The sequence below is a fragment of the Kolteria novifilia genome, from assembly GCA_007748055.1.
Classification (GTDB): domain Bacteria; phylum Planctomycetota; class Planctomycetia; order Kolteriales; family Kolteriaceae; genus Kolteria; species Kolteria novifilia.
Window position 1 is genome coordinate 3,094,938 of the sequence record CP036279.1, and the last position, 19,553, is coordinate 3,114,490.

Annotated in this window: 15 protein-coding genes; 14 read left to right on the plus strand and 1 reads right to left on the minus strand. The window is 61.8% G+C overall.

All coding sequences use genetic code 11. The annotated features are described in order from the left end of the window. The first annotated feature begins 67 nt into the window (after nucleotides 1-67). The 3 genes from Pan216_RS11365 to Pan216_RS11375 are packed head-to-tail and all read left to right on the plus strand — an operon-like array spanning nucleotide 68 to nucleotide 1,696. A complete protein-coding gene (locus Pan216_RS11365; protein ID WP_145258110.1) occupies nucleotides 68-889 on the plus strand; it encodes a glycosyltransferase family 2 protein in 822 nt (273 codons plus the stop codon). 28 nt (nucleotides 890-917) lie between these two features. Continuing rightward, the gene (locus Pan216_RS11370) at nucleotides 918-1,349 is read left to right on the plus strand and encodes an acyl-CoA thioesterase (RefSeq protein ID WP_145258111.1); all 432 of its coding nucleotides are present in this window, start codon (nucleotides 918-920) and stop codon (nucleotides 1,347-1,349) included. 5 nt (nucleotides 1,350-1,354) lie between these two features. Next, nucleotides 1,355-1,696, plus strand: coding sequence for an STAS domain-containing protein (locus Pan216_RS11375; protein WP_145258112.1), 342 nt, complete (start codon nucleotides 1,355-1,357; stop codon nucleotides 1,694-1,696). Between the two features lie 163 nt (nucleotides 1,697-1,859). On the opposite strand, the gene Pan216_RS11380 is transcribed toward Pan216_RS11375, so the two are convergent. Then, complete coding sequence (locus tag Pan216_RS11380) at nucleotides 1,860-2,879, minus strand: DUF3500 domain-containing protein (protein ID WP_145258113.1); 1,020 nt, start codon at nucleotides 2,877-2,879, stop codon at nucleotides 1,860-1,862. A 308-nt stretch (nucleotides 2,880-3,187) separates the two neighbouring features. Here Pan216_RS11380 and Pan216_RS11385 point away from each other — a divergent pair, with 308 nt between their 5' ends. The 11 genes from Pan216_RS11385 to Pan216_RS11435 all read left to right on the plus strand — a co-directional run bounded on the left by Pan216_RS11385 (nucleotide 3,188) and on the right by Pan216_RS11435 (nucleotide 19,550). Continuing rightward, nucleotides 3,188-3,886: a cytidylyltransferase domain-containing protein gene (locus Pan216_RS11385; protein WP_419193533.1), complete on the plus strand. Its 699-nt coding sequence runs from the start codon at nucleotides 3,188-3,190 to the stop codon at nucleotides 3,884-3,886. Further along, nucleotides 3,883-4,968: a polysaccharide pyruvyl transferase family protein gene (locus tag Pan216_RS11390; RefSeq protein ID WP_419193534.1), complete on the plus strand. Its 1,086-nt coding sequence runs from the start codon at nucleotides 3,883-3,885 to the stop codon at nucleotides 4,966-4,968. Before Pan216_RS11385 ends, Pan216_RS11390 begins: the two co-directional genes overlap by 4 nt. Before the next feature lie 42 nt (nucleotides 4,969-5,010). Beyond that, nucleotides 5,011-6,030, plus strand: a complete 1,020-nt coding sequence (locus Pan216_RS11395; RefSeq protein ID WP_145258116.1) for an N-acetylneuraminate synthase family protein — start codon at nucleotides 5,011-5,013, stop codon at nucleotides 6,028-6,030. A 533-nt stretch (nucleotides 6,031-6,563) separates the two neighbouring features. Further along, nucleotides 6,564-7,649 carry a hypothetical protein gene (locus Pan216_RS11400; protein ID WP_145258117.1) on the plus strand — a complete coding sequence of 362 codons (1,086 nt, stop codon included), beginning with the start codon at nucleotides 6,564-6,566 and terminating at the stop codon, nucleotides 7,647-7,649. After that, nucleotides 7,649-8,341 carry an imidazole glycerol phosphate synthase subunit HisH gene (hisH, locus tag Pan216_RS11405; RefSeq protein ID WP_145258118.1) on the plus strand — a complete coding sequence of 231 codons (693 nt, stop codon included), beginning with the start codon at nucleotides 7,649-7,651 and terminating at the stop codon, nucleotides 8,339-8,341. Before Pan216_RS11400 ends, hisH begins: the two co-directional genes overlap by 1 nt. After that, nucleotides 8,341-9,438, plus strand: a complete 1,098-nt coding sequence (locus Pan216_RS11410) for a putative sugar O-methyltransferase (protein ID WP_145258119.1) — start codon at nucleotides 8,341-8,343, stop codon at nucleotides 9,436-9,438. The genes hisH and Pan216_RS11410 overlap by 1 nt, the downstream gene beginning before the upstream one ends. Before the next feature lie 171 nt (nucleotides 9,439-9,609). Further along, nucleotides 9,610-10,419, plus strand: a complete 810-nt coding sequence (gene hisF, locus Pan216_RS11415; protein WP_145258120.1) for an imidazole glycerol phosphate synthase subunit HisF — start codon at nucleotides 9,610-9,612, stop codon at nucleotides 10,417-10,419. Then, nucleotides 10,406-11,650, plus strand: a complete 1,245-nt coding sequence (locus tag Pan216_RS11420; protein ID WP_419193535.1) for an N-acetyl sugar amidotransferase — start codon at nucleotides 10,406-10,408, stop codon at nucleotides 11,648-11,650. Before hisF ends, Pan216_RS11420 begins: the two co-directional genes overlap by 14 nt. Beyond that, the gene (locus Pan216_RS11425; protein ID WP_419193536.1) at nucleotides 11,643-12,722 is read left to right on the plus strand and encodes a class I SAM-dependent methyltransferase; all 1,080 of its coding nucleotides are present in this window, start codon (nucleotides 11,643-11,645) and stop codon (nucleotides 12,720-12,722) included. Before Pan216_RS11420 ends, Pan216_RS11425 begins: the two co-directional genes overlap by 8 nt. A 6-nt stretch (nucleotides 12,723-12,728) precedes the next feature. After that, nucleotides 12,729-14,306 carry a hypothetical protein gene (locus Pan216_RS11430; RefSeq protein ID WP_145258122.1) on the plus strand — a complete coding sequence of 526 codons (1,578 nt, stop codon included), beginning with the start codon at nucleotides 12,729-12,731 and terminating at the stop codon, nucleotides 14,304-14,306. Continuing rightward, the gene (locus Pan216_RS11435) at nucleotides 14,307-19,550 is read left to right on the plus strand and encodes a glycosyltransferase (protein WP_145258123.1); all 5,244 of its coding nucleotides are present in this window, start codon (nucleotides 14,307-14,309) and stop codon (nucleotides 19,548-19,550) included. It begins immediately after the preceding gene. Nucleotides 19,551-19,553 lie beyond the last annotated feature (3 nt).

Sequence of the window (19,553 nt, forward strand, 5' to 3'; positions counted from 1 at the left end):
GGTGGGGCGAACCGCCTCGGCGTTACGTCGTCAGCCAGTCAATCTTCGTCGAAGCGACTCGCATTTCATGTCCTTTCATGTGTCGTCGATCCTCCGTTCACCAGAAGATGCCAACGCCGGAGGGCGCGTTGTCGCGGTATTGCCGGCGTACAACGCCTCAAGGACCCTCGAGCGGACGCTCGCCGACATCCCGCCGGGGGTGGTCGACGATGTGATCCTGGTCGATGATGCCAGCCGGGACGGGACGGCGGACCTCGCGGAGTCGATGGGACTTCAGGTAGTTCGCCACGAACAGAATCGAGGTTATGGCGCCAATCAAAAGACCTGCTACCTCAAGGCGCTCGACGAAGGGGCGGACTTCGTCGTCATGATCCATCCGGACTACCAGTACGATAGTCGCGTGGTTCCTTTGGCCCTCGGGTTCATTCGGTTGGGGATCTGCGATGTCGTGCTCGGCTCGCGGATCCGGACGCGACGCGAGGCGCTCGACGGCGGCATGCCTCTGATCAAGTACCTGGCCAACCGAGCCCTCACGACGATCGAAAATGTCTCACTTGGGCAGAATCTGGGCGATTTTCACTCCGGTTTCCGCGCCTATCGGCGCGAAGTGCTCCAAAAAGTCCCCTTTTCGCGCAATTCCGACGACTTTGTGTTCGATAGTCAGTTCCTCGTTCAGAGCGTGGCGCTCGGATTTCGCCTCGGCGATGTTCCGGTGCCGGTGCGCTACTTCAACGAGGCCTCGAGCATCAACTTTTGGCGTTCCTCGGTCTACGCGATCGAGACCCTTTGGGCGGTCGCCCGCTACGGGGCTCACTGGGCCCGGCTATGGCGCTCGCCACTCTTTGAACCGGCGAGTAGTGAACCCGCCGCGACGCCCGAACACGACTAGGCGATCCTCCACGGAAGGAGTCCTCCTCATGCCGCGAATCTTCGAAGACACCCACATCGTCACTCCGGAGGAGATCGACGAACTCGGTCACGCCAGCAATGTCCACTACCTGGGATGGGCCGTCACCGCCGCGGTGCGCCATTCGGCGGCACAGGGTTGGACGACCGAACGCTACTTGGAACGAGGGCAGGTTTGGGTCGTGCGCGAGCATCAGATCACCTATCGCCGTTCGGCGCTGGTCGACGACCGAGTGACGATCCGGACTTGGGTTGCGAACATGAACCGGGCGACGTCGCTGCGCCGCTACGAGATCATTCGGGAGCACGACGGCACACTGTTGGCCGAGGCGTCAACCAACTACGCGTACATCGATTTAGCGTCGGGAATGCCGCGCCGCATCCCGCCGGAACTCTCGGGATCCTTCGAGATCGTGCCCGATGCCGCCAAGGAATCGGCGTGAATCCGATGAAACTTCGTCCGGAGCTCGATGGCGACCGCTTCATCGTCCGCATGGAAGGGGAAATCGACTCCTCACGGTGCGACTGTCTGGCGCACTTTTGGGACCACTACCTCGATGAGACGCTCGGGGACGTCTGGCTCGACATGAGTGGCGTGGAGGAGATGGATGCCCAGAGCGTCGCGGTGATGGTGACGCTCCTGCGGCGGCAGTTGGAGGCCGGTTCGGCGGTGACGCTCGAAGCGGCTCCGCAGATGCTGGCTCACACGCTCTATAAGGCGGGTGAACTTCGAGAGGGCGGTCGCTTGTCGCTGGTCGAACCGCGAACCGAAGAACCCTACGCGGGGTAGAAGTCTCCAGGGAAGTCGGCAAAGGGGAGGATGGCTGCGGGGCAAGAGCCCTTTTGGGGAGACCCCCTCTATCTCCCCCTTGGACAAGGGGGAGCACCAGAGAGTCTAACCCTTGGACAAGGGGGAGCACAAAGGCTTGTCCAGCGGGCGGACTCGGTCCGACCTAAGTGGCGGCGACGATCTTGTCGACGTCGGCGATGTTGACGTAGACGTGAACGTGGGGCTTGCCGCGGTAGTGCCACACGAATCCCGGCCCCTCCAGCCGCCAGATGTCCCAAACACCATCATCGCCGATGTCGCCGTTGTTCCCCTGGGAGTCTTGGCTGTAGTAGGCGAGATGGATCTTGTCGAGGCCACCATTGGCGGTGATCAACTCCATCACCTCATCGGCGTCCTGCTTGCGGTAGGGACTGAGCAGGTCCGCCATCACTTGCTTGACCAAATCCTTCTGATCGCTCGACATCTCGCTCACCGCGAGGCCCGGATAGTTCGCGTTGCGAAACGCGATATCGTTCTCGCGCGGGGCACGGCCGAGCAGGGCTTTGTCGCGTTGCTTGGGGTCGAGCGCTCCGAAGACCTCGTTGGCACGCTCGGCCTGGTACCAGAAGACGTTGCCGGGATGATGAGGCTTCTCGTGGAAGCCGTCGGCGTCGTGACCGTAGAAGATCGGCCCACCGAAGGCGGCGCCCTCGACCGAGTTGCCATCGGCGCGCATCGTGTTGTGGCGACCGGTCAGGACGAACTCGAACTTGCTGGCGCCGGGTTTGCCGAAGATGGCGGGGTGGTAGTAGTCGAGACCACCCGAATCCTCCTCCATCTGCTTTTGGAACTTCTCGTAGCCTTCCTCGCTACAAATCCCGCGGAGGATGTGATCGACGATCTCCCGCTGGGCCGGCTTCAGGTCGGCGACCTCCGTCTTGACGATGGCCCAATTGTTGGCCACCTTCTTGCGGAGCGAGTGATCGAAGGGAAAGCAAATCGCCTTCTGTTGATCGCTGGAGAGGGAGTCGTGCAACTCCTTGACCCAACCTTCGGCGGTGACGTTGGAGGAATTGGTCGACGGCTCCGCGCCGGCAAGGGAAGGGAGAAGGCTACTCGCGGAAGCCACGGCGGACCACTGCAGAAACGTTCGGCGTGAGACGTGATCGTGGGCGACCGGCGCTTGGCGTGGGTCGTGATTCATGACGTGTTTCCCTTTGGGTAGGATGACGCGGATGCAGGGGACCAGGCCCTTCTCTTATTCGTACCCGTCGAGGGCCATGCAAGTCAATCTCCACTCCCAAGAACTGCCCGATGGGCAATCGAATCCACTGGGCGAATCGCTCGGCGGTGAATTGCCGCTATACTGAAAGGCGCGGCCCGCCACCAAGATGGTGAATGGAACGACAGTCGGCGGGAATGGGGGATGCGGGGACCGATCGTTGTGACCCTTTCCCATTTCGAGAGAGTCTGTACCTCGAACGGTTCGCCCGCCCAAAGGAGGAGAGTTCGGTGCGCATTGGCGCGATCATTCCTTGCCGAATGGATTCGACTCGGCTACCCGAGAAGGCGCTGCGGTCGATGGCCGGACGACCGCTGGTCGGTCACATCGTTTCTCGATGCATGCGCGTCGAACCATTCAACGGGCGGGTTATCTTGGCGACGACCGATCGCCCGGTCGACGACCCCATCGCGAGCTACGCCTCCTCGGAGCGGATCGCGTGTTTTCGAGGGTCGCTGGACGATGTTGCTGGCCGGATGTTGCGCTGTGCCGAGGCGTTTCAGCTCGAATGGTTCGCCCGTGTCAACGGCGATAGTCCGTTCGTCGATCCGCAACTGTTGACCATCGGCTGTCGCCTGGCCAAGGGAGAAGAGTACGATTTCATCACCAATCTCGTTCCACGAACCTATCCCTACGGCGTGAGTGTCGAGGTCATTCGCCGCGACGCCTTTGCCGACCGCTATGACTTGATGAGCGATCGCGAGGATCTTGAGCACGTGACGCGATATCTGTATCGCCATGGGGAGACGCTGCGAACGGCGACGCTCGAGCCGTGTCGTCCCGACCTGCACGAAACACGGTTGACGATCGATACGCAAGAGGATTGGCTTCGTATCGAAAAGATGCTGCGGAGGACGGCGCGTTCACTCGACGTGCTGACCTACAAAGAGGCTGTCGCTTGGTTGGCTCCAACAGGAGAGACTCGTTGATCACGTTGTTTTGCATCCATCCGAAGGGGTTCAACGTCGGCAACGAAGTGATTCACTTGGCGCTGCGTCACCTGTTGCACCAAGCCTTCGGCCGGGTGGTCAACGTCATTTCCCTGCCGGCGATTTCCCGGTTCGAGAGTCACGTCAAGGCGGGGCTCTCTTCCAAGACGATCCACGAGATTAACCAATACGGCCACGGCGTGATCGTGGGCGGCGGCAACCTCTACGAGAACGGCCAACTCACCGTCGATGGCGACGCGTTGCCGATGCTCGAACCGCCGATGCTCCTCTTTAGCCTCTCGCGCGGGCGGATCCACGATCGCAACTGGAAGCTGGTGACGCGGACCGACGTGATGCCCGATCGCACGATCGAGGCACTCAACCGCAAGGCGAGTTTCTCGCTGGCCCGGGACCAAGCGACGTACGATCATCTCCAAGGGCTCGGCATCGAGAAGTGTCAACTCGGCGCGTGTCCGACGATCTTCATCGATCAAGTGGCCGATCGGCTGCCGCGGTTGACCGAAGGGGACCGGTCGGGCGTCTTGCTCTCGGTGCGCAATCCCGAGCTGATGAACATTCCCCTCCGTCGGCAAGCGAGCGTTCGCGATGACATCACGCGCTTGATCGCGTTTCTTCGCGACCTTGGGCTCGGGCCGATCCGGTTGCTCTGTCACGATCATCGCGATATTCCGTTCGCGACCACCTTCAGCGACATCGAGTACCTCTACACGGGGGACGTCTACTACTATCTTTCGCTTTTGAGAACCTGTACGCTGAGCGTGAGCTACCGCTTGCACGCGACGCTACCATGCATGTCGTTCGGGACGCCGTCGATCAACATCAGCTACGACGAGCGTTGCCAGAGTCTCATGGAGACGGTGGGGCTTGGGGATTGGAACATCGAGATGACGGGCGACGATGACGTCGTGGCCCAGGTGGCGGATCGCTACCGCCGACTCGAAGAACTCCCCGAGATCCGCGCGGGAGTTCGCGCCCATTGGGATTCGCTGCAGAAACTGAATCTCGACGTCCTCAAGCAATTTCGGGCTCAAGTCGAAGAGCTGGCGCAAGTCAACGACTGAGCGAGATGATCGCCAGAAACGTCACGATCGCGGAGAGTAGCCTTGTCCCTCGATAGCGGAATTCACGTCATCGCCGAAGCGGGCACGAACCATGGAGGCGACGTCCAACGGGCCCGGGAACTCGTCGACGTCGCCCTGCGAGCGGGCGCTGACTCGGTCAAGTTTCAGTTTCTCTTCCCGGAGGGGCTCTATCTGCCCGAGTTTCTGACCGAACAGGGTTACCAACCCAACGAGGTCTTTCAGAAGCGACTCGACGGCATGCTCGACGAGGAGGGGTTCCGGGAGGTTCACCAGTACTGTCAAGAGAAAGACCTGTCGCTGTCGGCCTCGATCTTCGACAAGCGGGGGCTCGAGTTGCTCGAGTCGATGGATCCGCCTTACATCAAGCTCGCATCTTGTGACCTCAACAACGGACCGCTCTTGCGGCGCGTGGGGGAAACGGGTCGCAAGATGATCGTTTCGACGGGAATGGCGACACTCGGCGAGATCGACAAGGCGGTCGATCAGATCGTCGCGACGGGGAACACCGACATCGTGCTGCTGCACTGCGTATCCGTCTATCCCTGTCCGCTCGAGCGGATGAACCTCTCTTTCTTGACGACGCTTCAGACTGCCTTTGGCTTCCCGGTCGGCCTTTCGGACCATACCGAAAGCAGCCTGGCCGCGGCGATGGCAATCTGTCTCGGAGCAACGTGGATCGAGAAGCACTACACGCTCGACCGCGGGGCGGAGGGCTTCGATCACGCCTACGCGATGGAGCCGGAAATGCTCGAGCGGTTCGTCGCCGATGTGCGCGCCGCCGAGGATGCGCTGAGCCGACCCAACGTCAAGCTCGGCGAGTCGGAGCGGAATGTCAAGCAGCGGGCTCGACGGGGACTCTATGCCGCCCGCGACATGCAGCCGGGCGAGGTGATTCGCGAAGAGGATGTGCTGATCGTTCGCCCGGAGGGTACGCTCCGGCCGAACGATGTGAGCCTGTTGATCGGTCGTCCCCTGGCGCACGCGATCGCTCGGTTCGCCCCGTTCGACTACGACACGCTCGACTGGACGGAAGCGACGTGACGCCAACCGGGTGTTGGGACTCGTCTCTCGAGTTTGACGTTGCCGCCTCGATGCGGCACCCCGGCGGAGCGATTCGGATGCGGTCGCTCGGGTGATCCGGCAAGGAACAGGCCGATCGCCGAAACTTCATCCCTTCTTCACGCGAGAATCATTTTCTCGCGTTCGTGCGCGCCTTATGACCTACTGGGTGACAGGTTCTTCCAACGTTACAAGTGAATCACGGCCAGTCGCGTCGATATCCGGGGGCACGCCCAAGTCGTCGGTTGACGCTCTTCGCCGCACGACGTTAATACGCTCTTGTTGAAATTTTCTGGGTTCTCCCGGACGGGTGACGAATGGTCTGCATTCCGTGAGCTATCGTTAGGTGTCCAGAAATTGCGTTAAGAGTTGTTCTCTGGTGCTTTGGGCGGAGCGAAACAGCTTCGGGAGCGTGATGCGGCTGGATCAGCTAGGGTGAAATGGTTCCGCAGGGACGCGACCGGTGACGATTCGGCAGCGCGCGATTCACCCGTTGAATCGAAAGTGTAACTCCCATGATGCACGACCAACCCCTCTCTCGGGTTCTGTTCATCTGTCGTGGCTCGACCGATGTCGGTCTCGGTCACGTGATTCGTTCGCGAACCATCGCCTTCGAGATGGCGCGTCGGACCTCGGTGCGGGTGGTGGTCATCGGGGACGAGTATGTCGACGCCCTCCTGGCCGGTCGCGGGTTGACCTACCAGATCGTCGATGATGAGCCGGGCGTCATCGCGGCCATCGACGCGTACGATCCCGACATTGTCGTTTTCGATCTCATCGAGCTTTCGAAGAAACTCTACCAGCGGGTGAGTCGACGTTGCATGACGGTGTCGGTCTCCCCGATTTTCGATCATCTGACGTCGACCGATTTGTTCTTCCACCGAACGCGATGCCAGGGATCCGACTGGGATCTCGAGCGGTTCGATGGCGAGGTGCGCAGCGGGCTCGAGTACGCCGTCGTGCGCGAACAGTGCGTCAAGATTTCCGCCGCGCAGTACGAGCAGAACATCAATCAGCAGCCGATGGCGGTGGCGATCTCGATGGGAGGATCGGACGCGGGCAACAAGACGCTCGAAGTACTCCGCTCCATCAAGTCGCTTCCGAGGCGGATGCTCTTTTGGGTGCTCCTGGGAGAGGGCTACGGACACTCCTACGAGGCCCTCGTCGATTGCGTCAAACGCGACACGCAGCATGAGATCATTCTCGCGAAGACCAGCGATTCGATGTGGCGCGTGATGAGCAGTTGCGCCCTGGCGATTCTGGCCGGCGGCACGGTGACCTACGAAGCCGTCTTCGCGGGGCTGCCATCGATCAACATCTTTGAGAAGCCCGAACACGTCTTCCTGGTGCGGGAACTGGTCGAGCGAGGAACGTGCTTGACGGCCGGTTTCCCCCTGAACGCGGCGATCGATGTCGCGACTGCCAATCTTCTTCACCTCGAGCAGCACCGTGAGGAACTGGTCGCGATGCACCGCGCCTGCGACGGTTTGATGGATCGTCGGGGCGCCGCGCGGATCGCCCAGGAGATCCTCGAATGCCATTGGCAACGGACTCAGACGATTCGCGCCGAGCCGCTTCTCGCTCGGCAAAGGGTGGTGTGATGGAGAGGATCGGGCTGATCGATTATGGCGCGGGGAACACGACCTCGGTTCTCAACGCGCTCGAACATCTGCGGCTCGATGTGACGTTGGCGCGGACGCCCGAGGACTTGGAGAACGCCGATCGACTGATCCTGCCCGGAGTCGGGGCGTTCGCGTCGGCGATGCGGAAACTCGAACGGCTGGCATTGGTCGACGCTCTCGGCGATCACGTGGTCGAACGGAAAAAGCCCTTTCTGGGGATCTGTGTCGGCATGCAGTTGCTAGCCGACCTTGGCCACGAGTTCGAAACCTATCCGGGGCTGGGGTACGTCGCTGGTGAAGTCAAGCGATTGCGAGCCGAGGAGGTGGGGCTTCGGGTTCCGCATATCGGTTGGAACGAGGTCGATTACGATCCGAGTTGTCCCCTGTTCGAGGGGATGTCGGCGCCGGCGTTCTACTTCGTGCACAGCTACGTGATCGAGCCCAGCGATCCGACGTCGACAGTCGCGACTTGCTTGCACGGTGGTCCCTTCGCGGCTGCGGTGCGGCGCGGCAATATCTTCGGCGTCCAGTTCCACCCCGAGAAGAGCCAACGCGATGGATTGAAGCTACTGGAGAACTTTGCGTCCTTCGAGGTAACCCGAGGTGACGAGCCGACGCGGCAAGGGCGACCGAGCGTCGCGGATGGCTCGCTGGTGATCAGGTCCCGTTGATGATCAAGAACGCATTCGATCCTGAACCGCATCTGTCCGAGTCCTCGTTGGAGAAAGGGCTTGCCGATCGCACGGACCAGTTGCCCGACGCGCTTCATCGCGGGATCGTCGAGCGGGTGGCGCGGATGTATCAACATGCCAAGGAGGGGCAGCGGCACGCTTCCGGCCCGTACCGAATCGGCGGCGAGTGGGCATCCTTCTACGAGGAGCGTGAACGTCTCTACGAGCCGCTTCGCCAAGGGGATATCGACGCGAGTCTCGCCTTGCTTCGCGGCTTTTGGCGCAATGAACTCGGGCCATTGGTGAAAGAATACGCTCGCTTCGAGCAATTGGTCGCTCGCGAGGAGCCGGCGACGAGCCGCTTCCAGGCCGGTGTCGTCCGCAACTACCTCATCTGGAATGATCTCGTCGATGCTTCACCAGAGTCGCTGCGAATTCCCGACGTCGGCAACCCTTGGGGCTACGTGATCGACGGCGTGATGGTCGCTCCCAAAGCGACTCGTTTCCACGCCCTGTCGACGCAGGCCCAGCGCCTCGTGAGTGACGCCGAGCGGCCTTGGGTCCTCGAGATTGGAGCGGGGTACGGCGGGATGGCGTACTACCTGCTCCGCGATCGAGCGGATGTCACGTACGTCGACTTCGATCTCCCCGAGACGCTCGTGCTGGCGGCGTACTACTTGCTGTGCTGCTTGCCCGATCGTCGACACTTCCTCTACGGTGAGGGGGAAATTCCCTGGGGCGAACGCTCCGGGTTGGCGTCGCTGTTGCTTCCCAACTTCGCACTGGCGAGCGTTCCCGAACGAAGCGCGGCGTTGGTCGTCAATAGTTTCAGTCTGTCGGAGATGCCCAGGGGAACGCTCGCCGAGTACTGCGACCGGATCGGGCACATCACCGACGTCTATTTTTGGCACAACAATGTCGACCGCTGGGGAGTGGTCAACCGGGGGCACGAACGCATCCCGGCATCGGCGTACCCGCTCGACGAGAGTCTCTTGTCGCTCGTGTCGAAGCACTTCGATCAGTTCCACGGTCACGGGGGGGACTATCGCGAGTACCTCTACCGCCGGGTCGAGGCGCACGCCCAGATGGAAGCGTGAGTTGGCGTTCGCGGCGGAAGCCGGATCGGCGCGTTCAGAAAGAGCCTTGGGTACCGTTGAGACCTGATGTTCGGGTGCCACTGGCTGCTTGTCGGCCAGTGAGAACGAGGCACACAACCGGCAACTCGAAATGGGAAGTTTGACAGAGCGCCAGTCGCGGGATTCATCGAGATGCTCAAGAACCGACTCATTCCCGTGGTGCTCTTGCGCGAGGGAGTCGTGGTGCAAAGCAAACGCTTCGGTCGCTACCAACTCCTGGGGAATCCGGCGACGATCGTCGAACGACTTAGCGATTGGGCCTCGGATGAACTGATCTACCTCGATATCAGCGGCCGTCGTGACTACGACCTCGGCCGCGACGACTTGGCTCAGGGGCGGACTTCCGATCTGTTGTCGATCTTGCGGGAGATCTCCCGGCGCTGTTTCATGCCGATGGCCTTTGGAGGCGGACTGCGAACCGTGGAGGACTGCGCCGAACGCGTCGCCAACGGAGCCGATAAAGTCGTCATCAACACCCAAGCCTTGCACGAGCCGGAGTTCATCGATCGCTGCGCGAAGGAGTTTGGAGCACAGTGCGTCGTCGTTTGTATTGATGCCAAGCAAACAGTCGATCAGACGTGGGAGGTCTTCGCCGAGCGTGGAAAACGCCCCACGGGACGGTCTCCCGATCAGTGGGCCAAGGAGTGCCAAGAGCGGGGGGCCGGCGAGATTCTCATCCAGTCGATCGATCGCGACGGGACCGGCCAGGGCTACGACGTGCCGCTGGTACGGAGTATCGCTCGCGCGGTTCAGGTTCCGGTGATCGCTCTCGGTGGGGTCGGACAGTGGGGACATCTCGCCGACGGCTTGATCGAGGGAGAAGCCGACGCCGTCAGTGCCGCCAACATCTTCAACTACTCCGAGAACAGCGTGCTCAAAGCGAAACGAAGCCTTTTCGAGGCGGGACTCAACGTTCGGGAGCCGAGCCTTGCAAGTCATTGACCACTTGGGAAGTTCACGTCGAGCGATCCAGCCGATGCGCTACTGCCAACGCTGCATCTACCCGGAGTGCGCCGTGAACGTACTTTTCGACGACGAGGGGATCTGTAGCGCCTGCCGACTGTGGGAGGAGTTGAAGCCTCTGATGACCGCCGAATTCTGGGCGGGGCGACGCTCGCGATTCGAGGAGTTAATCGATCAGTACCGAAACAAGAGCGGTTCGAACTGGGATTGCATCATCGCCGTCAGTGGTGGCAAGGACAGCTATTGGCAGACGCACCTGATCAAGAACGTCTACGGCCTCAATCCTCTGCTCGTCACCTACCACGGCAACAACTACCTGCCCGAGGGACAGGCGAATCTCGACCGGATGCGCGAGGTATTCGGGGTCGATCACGTGACGTTCGGCCCAAGTATCGAGACGCTCAAGAAGCTCAATCGCCTCTGCTTCAAGAAGATGGGCGACATGAACTGGCATGGCCATGCCGGCATCAAGACCATCCCCGTCCAGATGGCGGTCCGCTTCGGCGTGCCCTTGGTCGTTTGGGGCGAGATCACGTGGTCGGTCTCGGGGATGTTCTCGCCCGATGACTACGTCGAGTACAATAAGCGGACCGTCTTCGAGCACGACATGCGCGGCTACAGTCCCGCCGACATGATCGCCGGCGACGAGGGACTGACGCCCGGCGACCTCTCCTGGCTCCAGTATCCCTCCGACGAGGATCTCGATCGCGTCGGCGTTCGCGGGATCTACATCGGGAACTTCTTTCCCTGGAAACCGAATGAGCACGCCAAGCTCATGCAGGAAAAGTACGGATTCGAGTTCGCGCGTCAGCCCTTCGAACGGACCTACCGCAGAATGTCGAATCTCGACGACATGCACGAGAACGGCATCCACGACTACATGAAGTTCATCAAGTTCGGCTACGGTCGCGCCTCGGATCATGCCGCCAAGGACATTCGCGACGGCTACCTGACTCGCGACCAGGGAGTCGAACTGGTCGGACGGCTCGATCACATCAAACCACGGCACGATTTGGAACGCTGGCTCGACTACGTCGGCATGACCGAGGAGGAGTTCGATCGCATCGCCGATCGCTTCCGCAATCCGCGCGTCTGGTGGATCGAGAACGATCGCTGGTTCAAGCACAATATTTGGGGCGAGCCAAGTGACTACGGCCCCGTGCACCTCGATGACCCGAGCCTCCGGGAGAGGTTTGTGCGCCATGAGTGAGACTTGCGCATCAGCGCTTCGCGTCGAGGAGATTCGCCCCGCGGCCATGATGGAGGCCAAGCGGAGTTGCGTGATCGCCGACCGCGAGTATCTTCTCGAACGCCGCGACGAATGGGTCGACGTCGACTGCCCCGCTTGCGGGGAAGACGCGGCGGGTGACTACGGGTCGAAGGATGGCTTCGCGTACGTCGAGTGTCAGGATTGTGGCACCGTCTACACCAGCCCGCGCCCGTCGCTAGCCCTGCTCGAACGCTTCTATGCCCAATCGAAGAACTACGCCTACTGGAATAAGCACATCTTTCCCGCCAGCGAGTCGGCGCGGCGCGAACGCATTTTCAAGCCGCGCGTCGAGCGTCTTGTCGACTATTGCCGCCAATTCGGCTTCGCGGGGGGGACGCTCTTGGAGGTGGGGGCCGCCTTCGGGACCTTCTGCGAGGAGGTCCGGCACACGGGACACTTCGAGCGGATCATCGCCCTCGAACCGACTCCCGATCTCGCCCAGACCTGTCGCGAGCGGGGGTTCGAGGTCTGGGAGCAACCCGTCGAGAAGACGGAGCGATCGCGAGTCGCGGACGTCGTCGCGGCCTTCGAGGTGATCGAGCATCTCTTTTCCCCGAGTGACTTCCTTGGCCACGTCCGGCGTATGCTCAAGCCGAGCGGGATGCTGGTCCTGAGCTGCCCGAACGTTCGGGGCTTCGACGTCTCCGCCCTGCGAGAACAGTCCTCGACGTTCGATCACGAGCATCTGAACTACTTTCATCCCGAGTCGCTTCCCCTTCTGCTCGCGCGCGAAGGGTTCACGACGGAGGTGGTCGAGACGCCGGGGCGCCTCGACGCGGAATTGGTACGCGGCGCGGTGATGGCGGAACATCACTCGCTGGATCGGCAGCCCTTTCTTCAAACGGTCCTCCTCGATCGCTGGGACGAGTTGGGCCGGCCCTTCCAGGACTTTCTCGCCCAACACCGTCTGTCGTCGCACCTTTGGGTGGTGGCCCGTCGAAAAGAACCGGGCGGCGACTCGGGCGGAACCTCGAACAAGACATGGTCAGAAGACCACGACCACAAGGCGTGAGTTGGTATGAGCGAGAACACGTTCACTGTTAGGCATCCTGTACCTGGTGGCGATCCGGAGATCGCCTCCGAACTCGACTTGACGACGCTGACCGCGATCGACCCCGCGTTTCTTGGGCGAGCGCTGATGCGACTGCCATTGCCTCCCGACGTCGCCGAGTCGCTTCGGGAGATTCCGAGCGAGACGACTCCCGGCGAACGGGCGTTGATGTTTCAGTGGCTGGCTCGGCTCTGGGACGGAGAGGGGGATGTGGTCGAGGTGGGACCGTTTCTTGGCGGCACAACGCGAGCCCTCGGCCTTGGGATGCTACTCAACCCTCACGCCAGCAAGCGGCGACTGCTGACGATCGACCGTTTCGAGGGCTACTACAACACGGCGGAGCTCAAGCGAACGACCGAACCGTTGGTCCGCCGCTACGGGGCGGGACGGGATCTGTTGCCGAGTCTCGACCGCGGCTCCTTTCACGAGCTCTTCCACGCGACCCACGCCGCCAGCGACTACGGTTCCTTCCTCGAGATTGTGAAAGCGTCGCTTCCCGATCGACCGGAGGCATCGGTTCCCGACTCCCTGGTTCGCGCGATGGACTCGCTGGGGCCGATCGGCCTTCTTATGGTCGACGGCTGCAAGAGCTGGTATGCGACCAAGTTTCTGATGCGAGCGTTTATCGGAAAGTTGCGTCTCGGTTCCCACGTCCTGTTCCAGGACTACGGTTGGTACACCTGTTTCTGGATCCCGGCCTTTTGCGAGACGTTTCGCGACCATTTCGAGTTGCTCTCCTTCGTCGACGGAACCTTCGTCTTTCGGTATCGGGCACCTCTCGCCGAGGAGAAGATCGAACGCGAGTTTCCTGATCGCCCCGAGTCGTGGGGCAAGGCACAGTTCGAAAACCTCTTCGAACGCTGCTTGGAGCAGTCACTTCGGATGGGCGATACCCTGGGGCCGGTTCGTTACACCCTGCAGATGGTGGCCGCCTTCGCGTACCTCGGGGAGAAACGCGAGGCGCGTCGTCTTCTCGACGCCTGTGACGCCCATCCGGCGATGCGTCCCCACGCCTCCCTGATTGCTCAGTGTCGGCGCTCTCCGGCTTACACGCCCGACGGTCCGGTGAGTCTGGAGGAGGTCGCCGGATCGACGTCGGATCAAGAGCCAGCGAGCCCGGTCTCTTCGGGCACTCTCGCGTGTGGCAAGGCCGACAGTGTCGTTGATGTCCGGATCACCGCCAAGGGAGCCGAGGTCGTCCTTCGGTGCAAGGGATGTGATCAGAAGTATGCCAGCCATCAGCCGACGGTCGCGGGGATGGCGATGGGCAGGCATCGCTGCCCCAAGTGCGGCGCTAGTGTCTTCATCAACCCCGACCTGTTCGCCGACGCCCTTGAACGCCACGTTCCCTGCCCATCGTTTGACGAGATGGTCGAGCTTACCAACGAGGCCTCACGCATCACCGAGACTTGGTACCGCGCGGAGAGCATGGCCGATCTCATGACCTATCGCGGTGTCAATGTCGGGCGTGCCGCGGAGCGTTTTCTCGTGCCCATCGTCACCAGAGCGCTCGCGTCCGCCGACGGCGAGGGGAGAGAAGAGTAGATGAACGGCGAGATCCTCTTTTTCGATGTGGCCAACCCCGACCACTTTCCCCTCGTCGCCGAGGTGTCACGGCGTGGTCATGGAATCATCCTCAACACGCCGGTCATGATCGAGGCCGCGACGAAGGCCGGACTGCCGTTTCGGACGTGGGATGTCTTCGCGCCCGCTGATCTCACGACTTGCGCAAACGAGGCCGTTGGTCGACTGGTCGAGCGGCTTCGGGTTGTGACCCAGGATCCTCAAGCGATGGCTGGATTCGCGTCGCCCCGAGGAGACGTGGTCGGTCAAGTCGCCAATCCCTTCTTCCAAGAGGCGGTCAACGCCTACGGGAGGGCAATCGCGACAACCGAGACGTTCGAGGCGCTTCTCGCCTCGAGCTCATTGCGACTGATCGTCATGGGTTGCGACAACGCGCCTTGGCAACGCGTACTCGTGGAACTCGCCCGTCAGCGCGGGATCGCGACGCTGCAACTGGCGCATGGGATCAATCCGCAAAGTGTCGCGCACATCGCCGGCGAAATGACAACCCTCTACGCGGACTACGTCGCGGTCTTCGGAGAGCGAGCGCGGCGGAGTTTGATCGGTGAGGGCAATCGTGCCGACCGCATCGTGGTGACCGGGGCGCCGCACTGGGATAGCTTCTATCGCGAGGAGGCGAGGATTAGTCGAGAAGAGGCTCGGCGCCGGCTTGGGCTCGATCCAACGCGTCCGATGATCGTCTACTTCGCGACCTACCCCGGAACGACGACCGCCTTTTTTCCAGCCGTGGCGAGGCGGTTGGCCGAGAATCAACGAATGGTGATCGAAGCCCTTCGCCCACTTGGCGACGAGGTGCAACTCGTCGTTCGTGCGCATCCGCACGAAGCCAGCCGCAGCCAACTCTCCGCGAATGAACAGCGAGAACTCGAGGAGGGCTACCGGCGTTGGCTGGGTGACCAGGGAGTCTCGCTCGCTCGTTGGTCGACCGACGACAAAGTCGAGACGATTCGCGCCGCCGACGCCGTACTTTTTCCCGCTCCCTCGACGGCCATTCCCGAGGCGATGATCCTCGAACGCCCCGTGGTCCTGCTTCCCTGGCTTGATGGTCATCCCGACCTCTACACCACCGACGACGGCATCCTCGTGGCAAGCGATGAAGCGGAACTGACCGCGTCGCTCCGGTTGTTGGTGCGGGAACCGGACGCGGCCGATCGAGTCGTCGCCAAGCAGAACGCTTCGCTCAGCGACTTGAACGCCCACCACGATGGCAGGGCGACGGCGCGGACGGCGGACTTCGTCGCGTCGTTGGCTTCGGGTGACCCACCGTCGAGACCCACGGTGGAGATCGAAGTGGCGGCGAAGCCGCTCAGAATCCTCCTTGTCGTCCACCGCTTCCTTCCGGAGTCGGGTGGCGGCACCGAGCGCTACACGCACCGCTTGGCACAATCGCTCATCGAGCGTGGGCACGAGGTGCGCGTCATGGTGCCCGTCAACGCCTCGGCGAATCAAGGCGTCGTTCGCGAGAGCCAGTTCGAGGGCGTTCCCTTCTTTCAAGTCGCCATTCGCGCCGAAGGGCGAGCGACCACGCGCAACGAGGCCCTCTCCGCGATCACCAAGTCGATCGTCGAACGCTACGCCCCCGATGTCGTTCACTTTCAACATCCGATGGGATTCGGCATTTCGCTGATCGAAGCCCTGCACGGGCAGGGGATCCCGGTGGCGTTGACCGCCAACGACTTCTGGTTCGCCTGTGAACAGATCCATCTTGTCGACCCGAGCGGGAAGGTCTGTTCCGGCCCGGAGACAGTCGACAAGTGCGCTCGTTGTCTGTCCTCGCGACTCGGCTCGGAGTACGAATCGCGCTACCCGAGCTTGGTTCAGTACATCGCTCATCGCTCACACGCCCTGCGCCTCGCATTGCGCGAAGTCGACCTGATGATCTGCCCCTCGAAGTTTCTCAAGGACTTCTTCGAGCGGCACGGCTACATCAATCCACGGATCGTGCATCTGCCCCAAGGAGCCAATCTTCCCGCCCCCGCGCGAAGACGGGAGCGGCTGTCGCTACCCGTTCGGCTCGGATACTTCGGGCATCTCGACTATCGCAAGGGGACGGACTTGATGGTTCGAGCCTTCCAGCGGCTCGAGCGGGGAAAGGCGGAACTTCATCTCCACGGACCGGGCGCGGATCCAAGCTACGAACGTTCGATTCGCGAGATGATCCGGCCGGAGGATGACGTCACCTTCCATGGCGGATTCGAACCGGAAGCGATGACGGAGGTCCTCTCGACGATCGACATCGCGGTCGTCCCTTCGCGTGGCGAGAACTATCCCTTCGTGATTCGCGAGATCCTCGGCGCGGGTGTGCCGGTGCTCGCCTCGGACGTCGCCGGAATTCCGGAGATCATCGAACACGGTCGCAACGGGCTTCTCTTTCGAGGAAACGACGTCGACGACTTCGCGGTACAGCTCCAGCGTCTTGTCGGCGAACCGGGCTTGATCGAGTCTCTCCGCGAGGGGATCACGCCGATCAAGACCATCGATGGCGAAGCGATGGAACTCGAGGCCCTCTACCGCGACCTCTTGGCGACTAAGGTCGTTCCTCGGTTGGCGAGCGAGGTTGCCGAAGAACGTTCCCGTGGCGTCGACGAGCACGAGCGCCGGGGCGGGGCGACGTCGAAGAGCCAGGAGCGGGTGCCGCTTCCAGCGCTGCCTCCCGCGGAACCGTTGGCCGAGCGTGCGGGGGAGCCGCTGGTGACGGTCCTTCTCGACGCGACCGCGTCGCGTCACCTGGATCAGACGTTGACGAGTGTCTTGACGCAGACCTATCCGAACCTCGAAGTGCTGGTCGCTTGCGTTCGAACCGACTCTCATGCTCGGGCAGTGGTCGAACACCACGGGCGGGAGGATGCGCGGATCCGGTTGGTGGCCGCCGAGGCATCGGTGAGTTGGGGATCGCTGCTTAACGAAACGAGTGGGACCTTCATCAAGCTTCTCCGAAGCGGTGACGTGCTCGACATGCGCCACCTCGAGCGACTCGTTCCGCTTTGCGAACGCTATCCTCGGGTTGCCTTCGTCAAGTGTGGACATCGAGTCATCGACGAACAGGGGCAGGCTGCCGACGATCCCGCCGAAGTATCCTTTGGGAAGCGAGCCGAAGGGCTCCTCGACGGGAAGTCGTTCACGAAATGGAAGACAGCTCGTCACTTGGCCTACGAGGAGCGTGCCAGCGCGATGTTGTTCCATCGGCGGCAACTGCTTCGCGTCTTCGCTCACAAGTCGACCCCTTTCGAAAATGCGGTCGCGGCGTTGCTCGATGGGGCGGATGTGTTGCTGACTCCGGACACGCTCGCGTATTCGCGCACCTCGCCAATTTCCGCCGAGCGCGTTGACCTGCTGGCCGTCGCGCATGGTCTCGAGATTCGCGATCTTCCCGTGCCGACAGCGCCTGGGACCGCTTCTGGGAAGACGTCGGTGGTGATCCCCGTCTTCAATCAAGTCGAATTCACCCGTTCCTGTTTGGCGTCGCTCGAGGCCGATCCAGAAGGGGTGGCGCTCGAGATCATCGTCGTCGACAATGGTTCGACCGACGAGACGCCGGCAGTGCTCGAGCAGGCGGCGACGAGACTTCCGATGCTGCATGTCGTTCGAAACGAGGAGAACCTCGGCTTCGCCAAGGCGTGTAACCAGGGAGTCGGACGAGCCTGTGGTGAGTACGTCTTGCTTCTCAACAACGACACCGAACTGCGTCGCGATTGGCTCGCGCCGCTAGTGGCCATTCTCGATGCCGACCCCAAGGTCGCCGCCGTCGGCAACAAACTGCTCTATCCCGATGGCCGGATTCAACATGCCGGAGTTGCGATCGCCGAGGCGACAGGCAACGATCCGCTGCTGGCCGCGAATGTCTTCGACGGTTCCCCGGCGGATGTTCCCGAAGCCGACGAGCGTCGCGAGTATCAAGCGGTCACGGCCGCATGCATGCTGCTACGACGTTCGGCATTCGAGGCGGTCGGGGGGCTCGACGAGGGATATTGGAACGGTTACGAAGACGTCGATCTTTGCTTCAGCTTGAGAGCGGCGGGTTGGAAGATCGTCTACGAACCGTCGAGTGTCGTCATTCACCATACCTCCAAGAGCGGCCCCGAGCGATTTCGGAAGGTCAGCGACAACATCAAGCGGCTGCACGAGAAGTGGCTGGGGAAAGTGCAACCCGATCTCCGTCTCAACCCCGACGGGGCGGTAGTCAACCAATCGGTCGGAGCCATAAGGCCTTACTCGATCCCGGAAGGCTTGGCCCCGAGGAGAACCTCCGCCGGGTATCGCACACCGATCGCTCCATTGGCGTGGCAACATCCCCACTATCCCGACAGCGGGATGCTGCTCGGCGCGGAGAGCGATCTCTTCGCGCTGTCGGAGGAGAGCTACAACATCTGCCTGTGTAAGCCGGCTGGACAGAGCACCGCGATGGCGTTCCTCGACATCGCCAAGTTGCTGTACCACTCCTTCGAATCGCTCGGCAATCCCTGCAAGGTGAGCGTGAATCACCTGGAAGAGAACGCCGTCAACATCTTGCTCGGGTACCACCTGCTTGCCGATCCCGAGTCGCTACTGGGGCGGCGCTGCGTTATCTACCAGTTGGAACAACTTTCGGATAATGAAGGGTGGTTCAACCCGCACCGGGAGGCCATCCTTCGCAATGCCGAGGCGATCTGGGACTATTCGGAAGAGAATGTTCGCTTTCTCAAGCGCCGTGGGTTGGACCACGTCGAACATCTTCCGATCGGCTTCCACGACAAGCTTCGCACGATGAAGCGAACCACGCCCGACATCGACGTGCTCTTCTACGGATCGCGCAACCGGCGGCGCAATCAGATCCTCGAGGCCTTGGGGCGACACTGCCGGATACGCACGCTCCACGGAATGTACAGCGAGGATCGCGATGCCTACATCGCCCGTTCCAAGATCATCCTCAACCTTCACTTCTACGATGCCCAGATCGCCGAGCAGGCGCGCATCTGTTACCTGCTCAACAATCGCTGCTTCGTCGTCTCGGAACAGAGCGTCGATCGGCCCTTCTCCCGAGGCATCGTCGAGGCGCCCTACGAGGATCTCGTGGAGACATGCCTTCGCTGTCTGAATGACGACGCGGAGCGCTATCGCGTCGCCAAGGAGGGCTTCAACACCTTCAAGCAGCGGCCGATGGTCGACTTGCTTCGTCGCGTTCTTCACCAGTCGTCGGCCGAAGGGTCGACTCTTCGGACCTCCTAGTCG

Excerpts from the sequence above, each read along its gene's own strand:
- Pan216_RS11365 (WP_145258110.1), top strand. The coding sequence starts at position 68 with ATGTCCTTTCATGTGTCGTCGATCCTCCGTTCACCAGAAGATGCCAAC.
- Pan216_RS11370 (WP_145258111.1), top strand. The coding sequence starts at position 918 with ATGCCGCGAATCTTCGAAGACACCCACATCGTCACTCCGGAGGAGATC.
- Pan216_RS11375 (WP_145258112.1), top strand. The coding sequence starts at position 1,355 with ATGAAACTTCGTCCGGAGCTCGATGGCGACCGCTTCATCGTCCGCATG.
- Pan216_RS11380 (WP_145258113.1), bottom strand. The coding sequence starts at position 2,879 with ATGAATCACGACCCACGCCAAGCGCCGGTCGCCCACGATCACGTCTCA.
- Pan216_RS11400 (WP_145258117.1), top strand. The coding sequence starts at position 6,564 with ATGATGCACGACCAACCCCTCTCTCGGGTTCTGTTCATCTGTCGTGGC.
- hisH (WP_145258118.1), top strand. The coding sequence starts at position 7,649 with ATGGAGAGGATCGGGCTGATCGATTATGGCGCGGGGAACACGACCTCG.
- Pan216_RS11410 (WP_145258119.1), top strand. The coding sequence starts at position 8,341 with ATGATCAAGAACGCATTCGATCCTGAACCGCATCTGTCCGAGTCCTCG.
- hisF (WP_145258120.1), top strand. The coding sequence starts at position 9,610 with ATGCTCAAGAACCGACTCATTCCCGTGGTGCTCTTGCGCGAGGGAGTC.
- Pan216_RS11425 (WP_419193536.1), top strand. The coding sequence starts at position 11,643 with ATGAGTGAGACTTGCGCATCAGCGCTTCGCGTCGAGGAGATTCGCCCC.
- Pan216_RS11430 (WP_145258122.1), top strand. The coding sequence starts at position 12,729 with ATGAGCGAGAACACGTTCACTGTTAGGCATCCTGTACCTGGTGGCGAT.
- Pan216_RS11435 (WP_145258123.1), top strand. The coding sequence starts at position 14,307 with ATGAACGGCGAGATCCTCTTTTTCGATGTGGCCAACCCCGACCACTTT.